The 17,134-nt window shown below is 67.9% G+C and carries 11 protein-coding genes; 5 read left to right on the top strand and 6 right to left on the bottom strand.

Translation table 11 applies throughout. The features are described from left to right. Positions 1-4 precede the first annotated feature (4 nt). Entirely contained in the window at positions 5-1,387 is a 1,383-nt protein-coding gene (locus OG817_RS20485) for an amidase (RefSeq protein WP_406056879.1), read from the top strand. Next, positions 1,384-1,884: a DUF3830 family protein gene (locus tag OG817_RS20480; RefSeq protein ID WP_406056877.1), complete on the top strand. Its 501-nt coding sequence runs from the start codon at positions 1,384-1,386 to the stop codon at positions 1,882-1,884. Before OG817_RS20485 ends, OG817_RS20480 begins: the two co-directional genes overlap by 4 nt. A 381-nt stretch (positions 1,885-2,265) precedes the next feature. Here the strand turns inward: OG817_RS20480 and OG817_RS20475 are convergent, their stop codons facing one another. The 3 genes from OG817_RS20475 to OG817_RS20465 all read right to left on the bottom strand — a co-directional run bounded on the left by OG817_RS20475 (position 2,266) and on the right by OG817_RS20465 (position 6,442). Then, the gene (locus OG817_RS20475; protein ID WP_406056875.1) at positions 2,266-3,204 is read right to left on the bottom strand and encodes an NAD-dependent epimerase/dehydratase family protein; all 939 of its coding nucleotides are present in this window, start codon (positions 3,202-3,204) and stop codon (positions 2,266-2,268) included. Between the two features lie 129 nt (positions 3,205-3,333). Then, positions 3,334-4,908 carry a hypothetical protein gene (locus OG817_RS20470; RefSeq protein ID WP_406056873.1) on the bottom strand — a complete coding sequence of 525 codons (1,575 nt, stop codon included), beginning with the start codon at positions 4,906-4,908 and terminating at the stop codon, positions 3,334-3,336. A 13-nt stretch (positions 4,909-4,921) separates the two neighbouring features. Next, complete coding sequence (locus tag OG817_RS20465; RefSeq protein ID WP_406056871.1) at positions 4,922-6,442, bottom strand: hypothetical protein; 1,521 nt, start codon at positions 6,440-6,442, stop codon at positions 4,922-4,924. Positions 6,443-6,620: 178 nt separating this feature from the next. Here OG817_RS20465 and OG817_RS20460 point away from each other — a divergent pair, with 178 nt between their 5' ends. Beyond that, positions 6,621-7,622 carry a LacI family DNA-binding transcriptional regulator gene (locus OG817_RS20460; RefSeq protein ID WP_406056869.1) on the top strand — a complete coding sequence of 334 codons (1,002 nt, stop codon included), beginning with the start codon at positions 6,621-6,623 and terminating at the stop codon, positions 7,620-7,622. A gap of 6 nt (positions 7,623-7,628) precedes the next feature. Here the strand turns inward: OG817_RS20460 and OG817_RS20455 are convergent, their stop codons facing one another. Together OG817_RS20455 and OG817_RS20450 are read right to left on the bottom strand one after the other, a co-directional pair. Continuing rightward, positions 7,629-9,029: a serine hydrolase domain-containing protein gene (locus tag OG817_RS20455; RefSeq protein ID WP_406056867.1), complete on the bottom strand. Its 1,401-nt coding sequence runs from the start codon at positions 9,027-9,029 to the stop codon at positions 7,629-7,631. A gap of 94 nt (positions 9,030-9,123) precedes the next feature. Continuing rightward, the gene (locus tag OG817_RS20450) at positions 9,124-9,978 is read right to left on the bottom strand and encodes an RNA polymerase sigma-70 factor (protein ID WP_406056865.1); all 855 of its coding nucleotides are present in this window, start codon (positions 9,976-9,978) and stop codon (positions 9,124-9,126) included. 77 nt (positions 9,979-10,055) lie between these two features. Between OG817_RS20450 and OG817_RS20445 the strand changes: the two genes are divergently transcribed. Together OG817_RS20445 and OG817_RS20440 are read left to right on the top strand one after the other, a co-directional pair. Beyond that, positions 10,056-10,427, top strand: a complete 372-nt coding sequence (locus OG817_RS20445; protein ID WP_406056863.1) for a DoxX family protein — start codon at positions 10,056-10,058, stop codon at positions 10,425-10,427. Between the two features lie 12 nt (positions 10,428-10,439). After that, positions 10,440-11,417: a serine hydrolase domain-containing protein gene (locus tag OG817_RS20440; RefSeq protein WP_406056861.1), complete on the top strand. Its 978-nt coding sequence runs from the start codon at positions 10,440-10,442 to the stop codon at positions 11,415-11,417. Here the strand turns inward: OG817_RS20440 and pulA are convergent, their stop codons facing one another. Beyond that, entirely contained in the window at positions 11,418-17,111 is a 5,694-nt protein-coding gene (gene pulA, locus OG817_RS20435; RefSeq protein WP_406056859.1) for a pullulanase-type alpha-1,6-glucosidase, read from the bottom strand. Between the last annotated feature and the right edge of the window lie 23 nt (positions 17,112-17,134).

The raw sequence follows: 17,134 nt of genomic DNA, 5'->3' as shown, positions 1-17,134 counted from the left end.
TGGTGTGGAGGTAGGCGAGCTGGTTGCGGGGTACCGGTCCGGGGCGGTGTCGCCGGTCGAGGCGACGCGGGCAGCGTTGGATGCGATCGAGCGGTACGACGAGCAGGTGAACGCTTTCGTGCTCGTCGACGCCGAAGGCGCGCTCGCGGCCGCGAAGGAGTCGGAGGCCCGGTGGCATTCCGGGGAGCCACTGGGCCCCGGCGATGGGGTACCGACATCGATCAAGGACGCCCTGTGGACCAAGGGCTGGCCGACGTTGCGCGGCAGCACGATGATCGACGAGGCCGGTCCGTGGAACGAGGACGCCCCGGCCGTCGCCCGGCTGCGCGAGACCGGCGCGGTGATTGTCGGCAAAACTACGACCCCTGAGTACTCGTGGAAGGGTGTCACCGACTCCCACAAGTACGGCGCGACTGGCAATCCGTGGGATCCGTCCAAGACGTCCGGAGGATCGAGCGGCGGTTCGGCGACCGCGGTCGCGCTCGGGATGGGTGCGTGGTCGGTTGGTACCGACGGCGGTGGGTCGGTCCGGATCCCGGCCGCATTCACGGGCACGGTCGCACTCAAGCCGACGTACGGGCTGATCCCGTTGTATCCGCCGAGTGCGTTCGGGACCCTGTCGCACGCGGGGCCGATGACGCGGACGGTCGGGGATGCAGCGGCGCTGCTCGACATCATCACTGGATTCGATGCCCGTGACTGGTCCTCGATGCCGACGCCGGCCACCTCGTTCCTGGACGGGATCGATGACGGCGTGGCCGGCTTGAGGATTGCCTTCTCGTCCGATCTTGGCTTTGTCGACAATGATCCCGAGGTCGAGGAGTTGGTCCGGACGGCGGTCGGCGTCCTCGCGGCGGCCGGTGCCGAGGTGACCGAGATCGATCCCGGGTTCACCGACCCGATCGACGCGTTCAACGTGCTCTGGTGGTCCGGCGCGGCCAAGGTGCTCGAGGCATACACGGTCGACGACCGCGTCGATCCCGGACTACGTCGAGTCGCAGCGCTCGGATCGTCGTACTCGGCGTCGGACTTCCTCGACGCGACCGCGACGCGGATGGAACTCGGGTTGCTGATGGGGCGGTTCCATCGCAAGTACGACGTACTCCTCACGCCGACGCTGCCGATCACGGCGTTCCCGGTCGGTCAGGACGTGCCGGATGGCTCGGAGTCGCCGGACTGGACGAGCTGGACGCCGTACACCTATCCGTTCAACCTCACGCAGCAGCCTGCGCTCAGCGTTCCGTGTGGGTTCACCAAGGCCGGCTTGCCTGTCGGATTGCAGATTGTCTGCTCTCGGCACGCGGACGCGCTCACCTTGCGGGTCGGACGGGCCTACGAGGCCGCCACTGATCGGCACCAGCGCACACCCACCTTGGAGGCACGATGAGCAAGTACGTCACCGTCAGCCTGGACAAGCGCGGCGTGAGCTGTGTTGCGCAGCTGCTCGAGGATGTCGCGCCGCGGACGTGCAAGGCGGTGTGGGATGCGCTGCCTCTGTCGGCGCCGGTGTTCCACGGGAAGTACGCGCGGAACGAGATCTACACGCTGCTGCCTGGGTTCGCGCCGGCTGATCCGGGCAAGGAGAACATGACTGTCACGCCGATCCCGGGCGACTTGTGCTGGTTCTCGTTCGACTCCGATGATCTGGGCAATCCGGCGTACGGGTACGAGAACACCACCGGGACGGGTACGACGGGGGCGATTGTCGACCTGGCTGTGTTCTACGGGCGGAACAATCTGCTGATCAACGGCGATCAGGGCTGGGTGCCGGGCAATGTGTTCGGTGCAATTGTCGACAATCTGGATGGCTTTGCCGCGGCTTGCCAGGATCTGTGGATGGGCGGCGCCCGCGGCGAGACGCTGAGCTTCAACCCCCGCGACTGAAAGCACCCCAACCAAAGGCATCCGCGCAGCACCGCACCCGGGCACGAGCACCCGGCTGACGGCATGCGCGCAACACAGCACCCGACAGCGCAGCACCCCGGCACCCCGGCACCACATCACCCCCCGTACCAAAGCGCCTCGGCACCCGGCTGACGGCATCCGCGCAGCACAGCACCCGGGCACCAGCACCAGGGCGCCAGCACCCGGTTGAAGGCATCCGCGCAGCGCAACACGCTCACGGCACAGCACCCCGGCGGCACACCACGCCCGCAGCACGGCAGCCCGGCGGCATAGCACCCGGGTGAAGGCGTGCGCGCTGCGCAGCACTCGACAGCACGGCACCCCGGCGTTGGGGGCCGGGGTGCCTTTGGGTGTCGTGCGTCAGAGGCCCTTGCGGAAGCCTTCGCGCCAGGAGGCGTAACCGGGCTGCCAGTCGAACGTCGCCTTCGCCAGCGAGTTGTCGGCACCGCGCATCGTGGTGAAGGCGGCCACGCCGACCTCGCCCGCGGCCAGGCGGCCCAGCCAGACGGGGACGTGACGCGGGCCCTTCACCCCAAGGATGCGGGCGAACTCCGGCAGCCACACCGCCGCCTGCGCCGGGTCGTCGTCGGCGATCTGGTAGATGCCGGTCGCATTGCTCTCGACCGCCTTCACGGTGGCGTCGGCCGCGTCGTCGTAGTGGATGAACGACCACACACCCGCGCCGTCGCCGATCAGCGGCAGTTGGCGCTTCCGGATCATCTCGACCATCGATCCACCCTTGCCGATGTCACCGGTCGGACCGTAGAACGCCCCGTACCGCAAGGCGATGCCCTCGATCCCGTCGGCGTTCGTGACGGCCGACTCCAGGTGCTTGATCCCGGCCATCGTCTGCCGCTGGGCGGCCACCGGGTTCGCGTCGAGCGGGTCTGCCTCGGTCTTCGTCGCGGATCCGCCGTGTTGCAAGTTCCAGCCGGCGTACGACTGGACGACGAACCGTCGTACGCCGGCAGCCTGGGATGCGGAGAGCAGGTTGTCGGTGCCCTCGATGCGCAACCGGTTCGTCATCGCGAAGCTCTGGTCGAACTTCTTGAAGTCGATCCCGCTCTTGAGCGCCGTCATCTGATGTACGACGACCTCCGGGCGGACCGTGTCCACCGCGGCCTTCACCGCGGCCGCGTCCAGACCATCAGCCAGGACCACGTTCGCGCCGAGTGCCTTGATCGAAGCCGCCTTCGACTCCGACCGGATCATGCCGACCACCTCGTGACCGGCCGCCACCAGTTGCGGGACCAGCGACCGGCCCAGTCCGCCGGTCGCGCCTGCCACCAATACCTTCATTGTCATTCCTCCGTCGTCTGTTGGTACGACCCGGAGGACACGCGCCGGCGGCGCGTTGTGACGTGATCCACGTCACGCGCGTGCGTCGTGCCCCGCCAGGCCGGGGCACGACGCACGCCGAGGGAGGGGTCAGCGAGTCAAGGTGATGAGTTGTGCGGTGCCTGCCTGGACCGTGGCGGTGAGTGAGTTGCCGTCCACCGGGACCCGCTGGCCGACCGGTGAGCCGGTGGCCGTGCCGTTCGGACGGATCTGCCGGTCGCCGAGCGTGACCTTCGAGGCGTCCGACGAGGCGAGGCCCGCGGCGTCGCTCGATCGCAGCGTGACGCTCTTGCCGTGACGGAACCGCGAGGGTAGGTCGAGCGTGACGCGCGAGGCGGTGCTGTCCGCCGCGGCCGGGTCCTGGACGTTGATCAGTACGACGGTCAGGTCGCCGTGCCGATCCTCGACGCCGTACGCCCGCAGCTTGCCGAGCTCGGTGTCCGGCAGGCCGAGGTCGACGAAGCGGCCGCGAGGCACCTGACGGAACGCCCAGATGCCGTAGTACAGCGGTGTCGCGGACAGCTCGCCCTTGTCCATCGCGGCCTGATCGGCGGCGCAGAACGCGCCGTAGTACCGGTACGAGATCGGGTACTCCGGCGAGTCGCGCGGCTTGAAGTCACCACAGATGGCGGCTGTGTTGGTGTGGAACTGCACTCGGCTCACACCGCTCTGAGCAGTCTGGAGCAGGTAGTCGAGCGACCACAGGGACGTCGCGTAGCTGGTGCTGACGCCGGGCTGACCGCTGCACGACGCGCTGTTGGATTCGTTGATCGTCATCGGGATGCGCGGCAGCCGACTGCTCAGCTGCATGATGCCCTGCAGTTTGGCGTCGGTGTTGAGGTGTGTCGTGGCCGACATCAACTGCGGGATGGTCAGGTTGGACGAGCCGCAATGGCTGCCCGGGTACCAGTGCGAGGCGATCTCACTGATCACCTGGTCGGGCTTGACGCTGGTGTCCGCGGCGACGGCAGCGGTGAACGCGTCCAGTTTCGTGTTCGTCTTCGCGGTGTTCGCCGATGGCCCGGTCAGCTTTATCGTTGCGTATGGCAACCGTTGCTGGATCGCCGCGGCGTACTGCTTCATCGTCTCCCAGTACTGAGCCGGCGTCAGCGTCGTGACGTGGTCGTACTCGTTGCCCAGTTCAACCGAGAGCAGGTCGTCGCCGAGCGTCGCGTGGGCGGCAGCGACCTCCTCGATGACTTGGTCGAGAGTGACCTGTCCGTTGAGCACCGAGAGCAGCGGCGCTCCCAGAGTGACCTTCCAGCCGGACTCGTGCAGCAGGGAACGGAGCTGGATGAGGTCGCCCTGGTCGACGGTGCCACCGATCGCCCAATCGGGCGCCGGAGTGTCCTTCGCGGCGCCGAATGCCGGCCAGACCAGATCCATCGAGTAGCCGCCGAGGCGCAGTACGCCCGGTCCGAGGGTCTTCAGCCGCTGCGCCATGCGTTGGCGGGTCAGGTATCCGTGCGCGAAGTCGGCGGACTCGACCGAGAAGCCTTGGTTGTCACCGGTGATCGAGGCGTTGGTCCGGTCGCTGTTGACGGTCAGCCGAACCTCGCTGGGGGCCGGCGGTGTGTCGCTGGTGGGTGGCAGGGCGGCGCCGGCGACCAGCGTTCCGGTACTGGCGAGCGCCACCGCCAGGGTGGTGGCGAGCAGGGATCTCATCGGGGCGGTCTCCTCACGGATGATTGCTGATGACAACGACCTCGCCGGGCACGAGGGTGGTGGCGGTCTGATGGGTGAGCCGAGGCCGGAACCCGGGCCAACTGCCGTCGGCCCGGACCGCCTGCCCGTCGATGCGGACCTGTGGCGCGTCGAGCATCCGGCCGGCACCGGTCGGGTCGTACGGCGTCAACCGGTCGACGAAGCCACGTGGTGTCGCGACAGTGATCGGCTGGTCGGTCTTGTTGATCAGGACCAGGCGGCCGTCGGCGCGCCACCCCTGGACCTCGGTGCCGGTGTCGACCGGCCGCAGCGTCATTGCGCCCTGAACGAAGTGCGAGAACAGGAGCAGAGCGTAGTACTCCGGTTGTGCGGTGGGTGCACCGATCGCTGGGGACGGGTCGTAGTTGACGGCGTTGTAGTAGCCGTTGCCTTCCTCGGGTTCGAAGAACGCGCGGACCTCGGCGTTGTGCAGGTTGACGCCGACCCCGCCGATTCGGCAGTCGGTATTACTACCGGGTTGGTCCGGCGGCTGCGGGCAGGCGACGTGGAACATCATGTCCACGGCGTACGTCGCACTCGCGGCCACGTTGCTCACGCCATCCGCGCCACGACCTGCGGCCGTGTTGGTCTCCTCGAGGCGGTAGGTCAGGCCGCGCTGAGCCGCGTCGGCGCTATGGACCGCTACCTGGTAGTCGAGGCTCGCGAGGTGCTCTGCGGACAGGAGCGCGGGGATGGACGGGCAGCGGTACGGCTTGTTCACACAGGTCCGCGCGAGCGGATAGAAATGGTCGCTGCTGTGGACCGGACGCTGGGTGTCGAGGATCTGCTGCCAGTTCCAGAACCATCGAGTCGGGACTGTACGTTCGTGGATCTGCTGCCAGGGCAGGATGTCCTCGCTCGTGTTCGGTGTGATCGCCTTGGTCGGGCTGATCGCCGCGGCGTACACGGGCAGGTCCGCGACGTACCGGTCGAGGCCGGAGGTGCCGTACGACAGATCGGGCTCGTTGCCGAGTTCGATGCCGGTCACCTGGCCGGGCCGGAAGGTCTGGCGGACCGCGGTCGCGAACGCCTTGGCGTGCTCAGGGCTGACGAACGGCCGCGTCTCCTTCGGCGGTGACATCGCCGTGCCGAGCACAACCCGCCAGGCGTCGTGGCCGTGGCTCGCCTGGTCGAGCGTCGCGCGGATGCTGCGCAGATCCTCGGGCGTGATGATCTCGTCGGTGTTCGGTGCGGCCGGGTCGAACGGCATCAGATCCTGGGACGAACCGCCGATGCGCAGTACGCCACTGCCGAGGTTCCGCAGCAGTTGGACGAACGCCGGCCGGGCGGTCGGACCCATGTAGCGCTCGATCAGCGACCACTCGATGCTCAGCCCGACGAAGTCGCGCGCCACCGCCGTCGGCGCAGCGGGGAGTACGTCGGCCACGGGCGCGGCACCGGCGTGCGGAGTGCTGGGTGCGAGCAAGGTCAGGGGGAGGGCGAACAGCGCGAGGGCGGCAACGACCGCCCGGCGCCTGGGGCGGCGTCGGCTCATCATTCAACCTCTGGGGAGGCTCCGGCCGCGGGCACCGGAGTGGCTGAGAAAACGTTGTCTGATTAGACTTCTGTGAGATTCTGACCATGTCAACCCCTCGGGCGTGACGAACTTCCCGCGGCTCGCTGACCGCGCGCTGCGGGTAGCCTCGTGCCCGCAGACCTGTGTGGGGAGGACCGTGACCAGATCCGGGAAGCGCACGACGATCGTCGATATCGCGCGTCAGGCCGAGGTGTCGATCTCGACCGTGTCGCGGGTGCTGAACGGGCGACCGGTCGCCGACGAGGTGCTGGCGACCCGGGTGCGGAAGGCGGCGACCGAGCTCGGCTACCGGCCGAACATGGTCGCCCGGGACTTCCGGCGCGGCGTGACCAGCACGATCGGCGTCGTCGTCCCCGATCTGGCGAACCCGTTCTTCCCGCACGTGCTCAAGGGATTGGCCGAGGAGGTGTCGGCCGGTGATCATCGCTTGCTGGTGGTGGATTCCGGTGAGGACGCCGATCAGGAACTGCAGCTCGTGGCTCAGTTGGCGGGTAGTTGCGACGGCATCATCCTGTGTTCACCGCGGATGCCGCAGAGCAGTCTCGCGACGTTGCCGGCGCTCGGCGTACCGATCGTGTGCACGAACCGCTCGGTGGGCGCCCTGCCGTTCGGGACCGTGGGGATCGACTCGGCGGCGGGCATGCGCCAGGCCGTCGCGCACCTCGCCGAGCTCGGTCACCGGCAGATCGGCTACCTCGGAGGTCCTGGCACGTCGTGGTCGGACGGCCTGCGGCGACAGGGCCTGAGTACGGCGGCCGCGGACCTCGGGGTCAAGGTGTCGTCAACGGAGGCGGGGTCGACGAGCGACGACGGTCACGCCAAGCTGCCCGAGCTGCTCGATCAGGGCGTGACGGCGGTGATCGCCTTCAACGACCTGGTGGCGATCGGTGCGCTGGCCCGGCTGCGGGAGCTCGAGATGGACGTGCCGTCGCGGCTGTCCGTTGTCGGGTTCGACGACATCCCGGTCGCCGCGTTCCTCGGGCCACCGCTGACCACCGTCAGTCTGCCGAAGGAGGAGCTCGGCCGCCGTGCCTGGGCCGGTCTCCATCAGCAACTGGAGACCGGGCAGGTGCCCCAGGAGGAGCTCCTGCCCGCGTCGCTCGTCGTTCGGCAGTCGACGGCCGCACCCGCCGACTGACGATCGTCACTCCGATGTGAACGTCAATTCGGTCGGGCCGAAGGACACGTTGAGGTTGACGTCGATCGTCATCCGCCCGTCGGCTGTGCGGCAGGCGAGCTTCGCGACGAACGGCGTCTCGAGCCAACGGATCGTCGCGACGAACGCGTCGCCGTCACCGTAGGCACTGGTCACGACGCGCTGCACCTCCGGGGCGACCGCGTCCAGGAGTACGCCGTGACTCGACTGCTCACGCCAGTCGCCGACCGCGCACACGATGTCGGTCGGCCCGTCCGAATCCCGCTCGACACCGAGCAGCGAGAACGTGCCGGTCCCGTCGGGGTCGAGGCGAACCGCGGCCAGCCCGGCGATGTTCTCCGCGAACCGGTACGTCTGCCCGTCGCCGCCCGCCGGCGCAGGACCGGTCGGCGGCGCTAGCTCGAGCCGATCGGGCCGGGCCACGGGCGTGACCTCCTTGCCCTCGAGCGCGGGAAGCAGGTGGTCCCAGACCGTGTCGACGATGGCCTGCATGTCGCCCGTCGCGCTGGTGACGATCAGGGCAGCGTCGTGGTCGGGGAGGACCATGACGAACTGACCGAACGCGCCGTCGCCGCGGTAGGTGTTGTTCCGCCCGCGCCAGAACTGGAAGCCGTAACCCTGCTGCCAGTCCGGGTTCTCCTGATGGTCGTTGGGCACCTGCTTGGAGGTCGCAGCCTCGTACCACTCGGCCGGGACGAGTTGCTTGCCCTCCCAGGCGCCGTGCTGCAGCAGGAGCTGCCCGAAGTTCGCCAGTGACTCGGTGTTGATGCTCAGCCCCCAGCCGCCGACGGTGATGCCCTCCCTCGACACCTGCCAGGTCGCCTCGGTGATCCCGAGCGGCTCGAACAGCCGCGGCTTCAGATAGTCGAACAGCCGCTCACCGGTCAGCCGCTGCAGGATCGCGGACAGCATGTACGTCGCGCCGCTGTTGTAGACGAACACCGTGCCCGGCTCGTGGTCGACGTCGAGGCCGAGGAAGATCTTGACCATCCGGCGGTCCCGCGAGAGCGCCGCGACGGTGTCCTCGCTGTGGCCGGTCGTCATGGTGAGCAGATGCCGGACCGTCATCGCGGCCAGGTTGTCGCTGATCGTCTCCGGCAGCTCATCGGCCCCGAAGAACGAGATCACCTTGTCGTCCAGCGTCAGCAGGCCGGAGTCGATCGCGAGACCGATCGCGGTCGAGGTGAAGCTCTTCGACACCGAGAACAGCAGATGCGGATCGGTCAGCCGGTACGGCGACCATTCCTCCTCGAGTACGACGTGACCGTGCTGCAGCAGCATCACGGTCTGGATCTCCGGCTCGGACGCGTCCAGTGCGGCGACAAAGGTGTCGAGCGCGGCACTGGACAGTCCCTGGTCCTCTGGGGTACTCCGTGGAAGGCTACTCACCCCAGGCACGTTATCTCCCCGATCGGACAAATATCAGGTGCGTTCTACCAGGCGGGCAGCCGTGATCTTGGACGCCGTGGCCGACGATGGGTCGTCAGCTCTGGTGCTCTGACGGTTGGAGGTGGTCGAGCTTGTCGGGGTTGACCACGCCGTGGATGGTGGTGATCTGGCCCTCGGCAACGACGAAGGACCAGACGGCGGCCGTGCGGTTCGCGACGTCGCGGACGCGGACTGCGGGCTGACCGCCGACGTGCACTGGCTCGACCGTCAGCTCAAGACCGCGAAGTTTGACGAAGGCACCGACCAGCATCCGGGCGACGTTCTGCGCACCATGCACCGGCCGGGGGAATCCACCCTTCCCTCCGCCGTCGCCGGTGAACGTCGCGTCCGGTGTCAGCAACTCGACCAACTCCTCGAGCTCACCACGCTGCGCCGCCGCAACAAAGCGCCGTACGAGCTCGTCTCTTTCCTGACGGGAGGCGTCGAAGCGCGGGCGCTCGTCGGCGAGCCGGCGGCGCGCGCGTACGGCGAGTTGGCGGCAGGCTGACGGGGTCTTGCCGATCATGCCCGCGACCTCGTCGTACGGGTAGCCGAAGACGTCGCAGAGGAGGAACACCGCACGCTGGTCGGGGGAGAGCCGCTCGAGGACGACGAGGAACGCGGTCGACAGCGAGTCCGACAGCGCGGCTCGGTCGGCGAGGTCGACGTATTCGTCGACGGCGGGTTCGGGCAGCCACGGGCCGACGTACAGCTCGCGCTTGCGGCGCGCGGACCGCAGTTGGTCGATCGCGAGCCGGGTCGTGACGGTGGTGAGGAACGCCTTCGGTGACTCGACGTCCTCTTCGCGGTGCAGCCGGAGATAGGCCTCCTGGACGATGTCCTCCGCGTCGCCGAAGCTCCCCAGCATCCGGTACGCGATCGACAGCAGCAGTGGCCTGAGTTCCTCCATCACACCTTCACAGACGATCGAGGCGGTCTCTCCGTGACACTGTCACACGATCGATTGTCCGATCGTCTGCAATCCACATGAACACAGTCACCTGGATCTTCACCGGCGTCCTGGCCGTGGTCTTCACGGTCTCCGGTGTCGCCAAGTCCACGATGTCCCGCGATCGCCTGATCGCGACCGGTCAGACCGGCATCGCGCCGTTCCCGATGCCCCTCGTTCGGGCCGTCGCGATCTGCGAGTTGTTCGCCGTCGCCGGTCTCTTCGCGCCGTGGCTGACCGACACAGCCCGCGTCCTCACGCCGCTGGCTGCGGTCGGCCTCGCCTTCGTCATGATCGGCGCCGCGACCTCCCACGCCTCCCTCCGGGAACCCAAACCAGTAGCCGCCAACACCACCATCCTGGCCCTCGCCGCCTTCGTAGCCGCCAGCCGCTTCGCCACCCTGACCTGACACAGTGGGGGCATGCAGACGTACCTCGACTCGTTGGTGACCGACGGCGCGGCAGGGGTGCTCCTGCACTACCGGTCTCCCGAACAGACCTGGATCGGCTCCAGCGGCGTGGCGGAGCTCGGCACCGATCGGCCGGTCGACCCGGACGGGTGGTTCCGGGTCGGGAGCATCACGAAGACGTTCACGGCCGTCGTGGTGCTGCAGCTGGTGGGCGAGGGCAAGCTGCGACTCGACGAATCGGTGGCGAAGTGGGTACCCGGTGTGCCGGACACGATCAGCCTGCGGCAGTTGCTCAATCACACGAGTGGGCTCTACAACTACACCGACGATCTCCCGGAGCCGGCCGCGATCGTCCGGAATCGCTTCCGGCACCGCGATCCGCAGGACGCGCTGCGGACGGGACTCGGGAAGCCGAGGCTGTTCGAGCCGGGAAGCTCCTGGTCGTACTCGAACATCAACTACATCGCCCTCGGGCTGCTGATCGAGGCCGCGACGGGCAGCGGGTACGGCGATGAGGTGGCGAGCCGGATCCTGCGACCCCTCGGGCTCCAGCGGACCGTAGTGCCAGGGGACGACCTGGACCTGCCTGACCCACACGCCAGCGCCTACTTGACCGTCGACGGCGAACCGGTGGACCTGGCGCGGATCAACCCGTCCCAGGCCTGGGCGGCCGGAGCGATCGTCTCGACAGCCGCGGATCTCGACCGCTTCTACGCGGCCGTGCTGGCCGGTGAGCTACTGGCGAAGGCTGAGCAGGAGGCGATGCTGACCGTCGTACCGTCAGGCGAACGCTACGGCTACGGCCTCGGCATCGAACGGCACGAGCTGCCTGACGGTCAGGTCGTGTGGGGCCACACCGGCGGATTCTTCGGCTACCTGACCGTCAGCTACCACTCCGCCGACCTGTCCAAGCAGCTCACCCTGTCCTACACAGGCACCAACGCCAATCCACCGGAGACCGACCAGGTGCTGGCCGGTCTCCTCGGGTGACTATCGCTGCACGAGTACGGCGACCGTGCGGGGTGGAACCGTGGCTGTGCCGGTGCCGGGGGTCCAGGTTGTTTGTTTGACGACAGGGTCCGAGCCGGTGGACTGGATGGAGGAGAGGGAGAGGGACTGGCCGGCCAGGGCGGGGATTGTCTGGGTGACGGGGGAGCCGGTGGTGTTGAAGACGACCACGACGCCCTTCAGGGACGGGTCGACGTCGGGGCCGGTGGTGTCGTCGATGTGCATGGTGACGACGCCGGGGGTTGTGCCGCTCAGGGGGAAGCTGAGTTTCTGGTTGATCAGGTCCGCGGAGCCCAAGCGGAACAGGGGAGTGGAGAAGCGGAGCTTGAGGAGGTCGTCCGCCGCGGCGGAGGCCGTCGCGACGTCCGCGGCGGTCGGCTTCAGGGCTGGGTTGGCGAGGAGTACGCGCATGTACTGCCACTTGGCCTCGTTGTCCGGCTTCGGCGGCAGGCCGTGGCCGAAGCCGTTGTCGGCGCCGGTCCAGTCGAGCGTGTTGAACCAGTCGCCGGAGTCGTACGAGTTGCGATCCAGCGATTTGCTCCGCAGCATGTCCGCACCGGCGTGCCAGAACGACGGGGTCTGCGCCAGCGCGGTCGTTGCCAGCGACATCGTGTTCATCCGGATCCGGTCCAGCATCGTCATTGCCGGCGGCAACTTGTAGGTCAGTGAGTCCCACAACGTCTCGTTGTCGTGGGCATCGACGTACGTGATCACCTCGTCCGGCTGGTCGGCGTACCCCGCCGGCGAACCGTTGTAGTCGACCCCGTCGCCGCGGACGACCGCACCGGTCTCGGCGGAGGTGAAGCTGAACGCGCGCAGATTGCCGGCCAGACCGAGTTGGACGAGGTCGGTGTCGTGGGCGAGCCGTTTCGCGCGAGCCGCTTCCGAGCCGTTCACCGGGTCGCCGTTCGGGTCGCTCGCTGCGCCGGAGCCGAATCCCTGGATCCGCGGGTTCTCGTCGAACGGACCGCCACCGCGGACCGCGTCCCGGAGCCGGTCGGAGAACGTGCCGATGCCGGTGCCCCCGAGGTTCCCCTGCCGGGCCTGGACGAACAGCGCGTCGTTCGCTACTTCGCCGAAGTTCCAGCCCTCGCCGTACAGGTAGATCTTCTTGCCGTCGACACCGTCCTTGGCGAGGGTCAGTTGGTCGAGCGCGGCCCGGACCTTCAGCATGTTGGCCTTGCTGTGGTGACCCATCAGGTCGAACCGGAACCCGTCGACGCGGTAGTTCCGGGCCCAGCTGACCGTGCTGTCGACCATGATCTTCTCGGCCATCGCGTGCTCGGTCGCGATGTTGCTGCAGCAGGTCGACGTCTCGACCTTCCCGGTCGCGTTGAGCCGTTGGTAGTACCCGGGCACGACCTTGTCCAGCACCGACGTCGGCGCCTGACCGGCCGCCGGGGTGTGGTTGTAGACCTGATCGAGTACGACGCGCAGCCCGGACTTGTGCAGTCCGCCGACCATCGTTCGGAACTCGGCGACGCGGGCGAGACCGTCGCGCTGGGTCGCGTACGAACCTTCGGGCGCGAGCCAGTGGTACGGATCGTAGCCCCAGTTGAAGCCGTCCTTCGCCGCGACCGCGGTCACGCAGGCCTGCTGCTGCTCGGAGTCCGGCGGCAGCGCCTTCAGATCACACGCAGGCGATTGCTGCCCGGTCTCCGGGATCGATGCAATGTCGAATGTCGGCAACAGGTGCACGGTGTTGAGCCCGGCTGCCGCGAGCGCACGCAGATGCTTCGTCCCGTTGCCCTCGTCCGCGAAGGCGAGGTAGGTGCCACGGTGTGCGGCCGGCACGGTGCTGTCGCTGATCGAGAAGTCGCGGACATGCAGTTCGTAGATTGTCGAATCGACCGCACGCGCGAGCTTCGGCGACGGCGTACTCGACCAGAGCGCGGGCTTCCCGGCCGGATCGTTCAGATCGACAGCGACGGAGTACGCCGAATCGGTCGTGAGCGCGACCGAGTACGGATCGGTGACGACGTTGGTCTCCACCTTGCCCGTCGACGGTGCGAACACGGTCACCTGGTAGCGGTAGGCGGCGTTCTTCCAGGACCGTGGCCCGCTGGCGGACCACGATCCGTCGTCGCCGCGCTGCATGGCGATTGTCTGCGATCCGACCAGCAGATTGACCTTTTGTGCAGTCGGCGCCCACAGCGTGAACCGCGGCGCGCCACCCTGCCAGGTCACGCCGAACGAGCGCCCAGCCGCCGACCTGCCGTACAGGTCGTCAAGGACCCCAGGGATCTGTACGCCGGTCGCGTCGAGCAGACGCCCGGCGTCGTCGTACTGGGCGAGCCCGAGTTGCCCGGTCAGGATCTTGCGGGCGTCAGCGTGATCCAGTCTGAGCGCTGTGTACCCCTTGAGCGTTGGGAACTTCGCCAGGACCGCAGCAGGGATCCCACCGCTGTCATAGCGCAGTCCGGCCGACGCACCACCGATGTCGTCCGCGTCCACCTTCAGAGAGCCGTCATCCGACCAGTGCAGTCGCCAGCGCGACCGCTCCGGGTGTGGAACCGGTGGTACGGCGAGCAGGTCGCGGCCGAGCCAGTAGGCCTTGGCCTGGCTCAGGTCGGGCTGCGCACCGGGCTTCGACGTCGTCACAGTGAGCGCGTGGGTCGCGAGCACGTACGAGAACGTGACGACCAGGCCGTCCGCCGGCACAGTGATCGGAACGTTGTTGGCCGGGTAGCTCTCGTCGAAGGACAGGTTGTGTGCGACCTTCGCCTCATAACTGCCCGCTTTCAGCTCGCTGGTGGACCAGGTGTAGGTGCCGTCGCCGTTCTCGTCTGTCAGCCACGGTCGCATGCAGGCCGGATCCCAGTCGGCCGGACAACCCAGCTCCGACTGGAACGAACCCGGCACCGTGATGATCGGCCCCTCCGCACTGGACGTGGCGAAGTGCCTGCCGTGCTCGTAGTAGAACGTCACCGGTCCGGCGGCCGGCGCGATGTACGAGATGTTGGCGCCGTTCTGGTTGCCACCGGCACCGTAGTTCTCGTCCCACGCCTTGTTGATCGCCGCCTTGTAGGCGTGTTCACCAGCCGGGATGGTGGTGTAGGTGCCCTTCCACACCTTGTCCTTCGGGTCGAGCGTCAGCTGCGCCTGGTTGCAGTCCGGCGACCAGTCCGCCTGGCAGCCCATCTCACTGTTGTGGTCGCCCGGCACGCTGACGTTGGCGGGCTGCACGACCGGACCGGTGCCACCACCACCGCCGCCGCCCAGGGCAGCAGCGTCGCCGACGACGCCGTACGACCCGGACACCGAGTAGTGGCCCGACACGTCCCGCAGCACCGCGCGGTACTCGAGCAGTGTCCCCTTCGGTACCCCGGACACGTCCTGGAACACCCGGTACGGCGCGTTGTCGTCAGACCCGAGCCGCTGCCACGCAGTCGTCCCCACGGGCCGGTAGCCGAAGGTCACCGTCACCGGAGTGTTCGCGGGGACCGCGGCTGCGATCTCAGCACGCCCGCCGACCGTCGCACCGAGCTCCGGCGAGCTCATGTAGACAGCCGGTGCCTCGGACGGCGACGGCACCTTGCTCTGCGCCTGATAGACGGTCACGGACAGCGGCGCCTGGCTGAGCAGCACCCGGCCCTCGCGATCGGTCCGCACCGACTTGGAGCCACCGTAGACCGGCTTGAACGAGGTGTTCGACCCGTACGTCGGGATCGTCGCAGACGCCGCGGACGACGAGTTGTTCGCGACCACCAGGTACTCGACGTTGTCGCTGCTGAGCCGGCTGAACGCGTACAGCCCGCCCGAGTTCGACGAGTACCGGTGCACCTGCCGCCCGTCGGCCAGCGCCGGGTACTTGGCCCGCAGGTTCTGCATCGCCGCGATGTGCTTGTACATCGGCGCGTTGGCGTCGTACCTGTCCTGGCTGCCGATCGTCGTCGTACCGCTGCCGTCCACGATCTCGTCGTCGGTGTAGTCGGTCGTCTTCGTGGCGAACATGTCCTGCCGCGCGTCCTTGTCACCACCAGGACCGGTGAAGCCCTGCTCGTCGCCGTAGTAGATGACGGGCTGACCGCGGGTGAGGAACATCAGCGAATGCGCCAGCTTGTCGCGGGCGAGCAACTCCTGGCCGTTCGCACCGCCCTGCTTGAGGAACGTGCCGACCCGGCCCATGTCGTGGTTGCCGAGGAACGTCGGCAGTTGGTACGCGTTCGAGTCGGAGTCGGTGTAGTAGTCGTCGTTCGCGTAGAGGTCGCGCAGCTTCGTACTCGGATCGCCCTTCGCGAACGCCACCGCGTTCTGCTGGAAGCCGAAGTCGAGGGTGGCCTGCAGCGCACCGGCCGTGGTGTACGTCGACATGAACTTCGGGTCGGCGTCGAACACCTCGCCGAACATGAAGAAGTCCTTCGCGCCGGCGCCCTTGGCCGCGGCCAGGATCTGCGGCGAGAACTTCTGCCAGAACTCGAGGTTGACGTGCTTGACCGTGTCGATCCGGAACCCGTCGATGCCGAACTCGGCCCAGCTCTGGTAGACGTCGATCATCCCGTCGCGGACCCGCGGCTGCTCGGTGAACAGGTCGTCCAGGCCGACGAAGTCGCCGTACTCCGCCGATTCGCCGGCGAAGGTGGAGTCGCCGCGGTTGTGGTACAGCGTCGGATCGTTCAGCCAGGCCGGCACCTTCACGGTCTCGTCGGCCGGGGTGCGGAACACCGGAACGTTCGGGAACGACGTGTTCCGGTCCAGCGGCGGGAAGACGTCGCCACCGGCGTAGGTCTTGTCGTCGAACTCGGTGCCGGCAGCATCCTTGTACGGCGATGTGGACTTCGAGATGTAGCCGTACTGATCGGACTGGTACGCAATCACGTCCGCGGTGTGGTTGGTGATGATGTCGAAGAAGACCTTCATGCCTTTGCGGTGGGCCAGGTCGATCAGCCGTTTCATGTCCGCGTTGGTGCCCAGGTGCGGGTCGATCTGGGTGAAGTCGGTGATCCAGTAGCCGTGGTACCCGGCGCTCACGTCGGCACCGGCGCCCTGAACCGGCCGGTTCTTGAACGACGGTGTGAGCCAGATGGACGTCGTACCGAGGGACTTGATGTAGTCGAGCTTCTGGATCACGCCGGTCAGGTCGCCACCGTGGTAGAAGCCCTTGTCGGTGGGGTCCAGGCCGGTCTGCAGCCGGTCGCCGGTCAGCCCGCCGGCGTCGTTGGACTTGTCCCCGTTGGCGAACCGGTCCGCCATCAGGAAGTAGAACCGTTCCTTGGTCAGGTCCTGGCGCAGGCTCGGTGACGACAGCGCCTTGTCGGCCGGGGTCACTGCCGACCCGGCCAGGTCGACCGGCTTCACGCTCACGACGTGGCTCGTGTCGTCGTAGCTGAAGGCGAGCTTGGCCGGTCCCTCGATCCGCAATGGGATGTTCGGGCCGTTCAGCACCCCGCCGGCGCCGTAGTTCTCGTCCCAGCTCCCGTTGACCGCGACCTTGTACTCGTACGAGCCGGCCGGTACGTCGAAGACCCCTCCGTACGGCGCGGCCGCGCCAAGACTGGTCGCCGCGCAGCCCGGATCCCAGTCGCCCGCGCAGCCGAGCTCGTTCTGCAGCGACCCGGCCAGCGTGATCACCCGATCCGCCGCGACCTGCGCGGGCGCCGGTGCCGCCGTACCGAGTCCGAGCACGACCACCGCTACCGCGGTGAACCCTGCCGTCCATCGCCTGAACCCGCGCATCCCGGTCCCCTCCCAGCCGACTG

Origin of the sequence: Kribbella sp. NBC_00889 (assembly GCF_045207705.1) — a bacterium.
Taxonomy (GTDB): domain Bacteria; phylum Actinomycetota; class Actinomycetes; order Propionibacteriales; family Kribbellaceae; genus Kribbella.
Note: the sequence above shows the minus strand (reverse complement) of the source record. Positions and strands in the feature narration are given on the sequence as shown.

What these genes read in the sequence shown, in the direction of transcription:
- OG817_RS20470 (WP_406056873.1), bottom strand. Translation starts at nt 4,908, where the DNA reads ATGAGATCCCTGCTCGCCACCACCCTGGCGGTGGCGCTCGCCAGTACC.
- OG817_RS20465 (WP_406056871.1), bottom strand. Translation starts at nt 6,442, where the DNA reads ATGAGCCGACGCCGCCCCAGGCGCCGGGCGGTCGTTGCCGCCCTCGCG.
- OG817_RS20440 (WP_406056861.1), top strand. Translation starts at nt 10,440, where the DNA reads ATGCAGACGTACCTCGACTCGTTGGTGACCGACGGCGCGGCAGGGGTG.
- OG817_RS20480 (WP_406056877.1), top strand. Translation starts at nt 1,384, where the DNA reads ATGAGCAAGTACGTCACCGTCAGCCTGGACAAGCGCGGCGTGAGCTGT.
- OG817_RS20475 (WP_406056875.1), bottom strand. Translation starts at nt 3,204, where the DNA reads ATGAAGGTATTGGTGGCAGGCGCGACCGGCGGACTGGGCCGGTCGCTG.
- OG817_RS20450 (WP_406056865.1), bottom strand. Translation starts at nt 9,978, where the DNA reads ATGGAGGAACTCAGGCCACTGCTGCTGTCGATCGCGTACCGGATGCTG.
- pulA (WP_406056859.1), bottom strand. Translation starts at nt 17,111, where the DNA reads ATGCGCGGGTTCAGGCGATGGACGGCAGGGTTCACCGCGGTAGCGGTG.
- OG817_RS20445 (WP_406056863.1), top strand. Translation starts at nt 10,056, where the DNA reads ATGAACACAGTCACCTGGATCTTCACCGGCGTCCTGGCCGTGGTCTTC.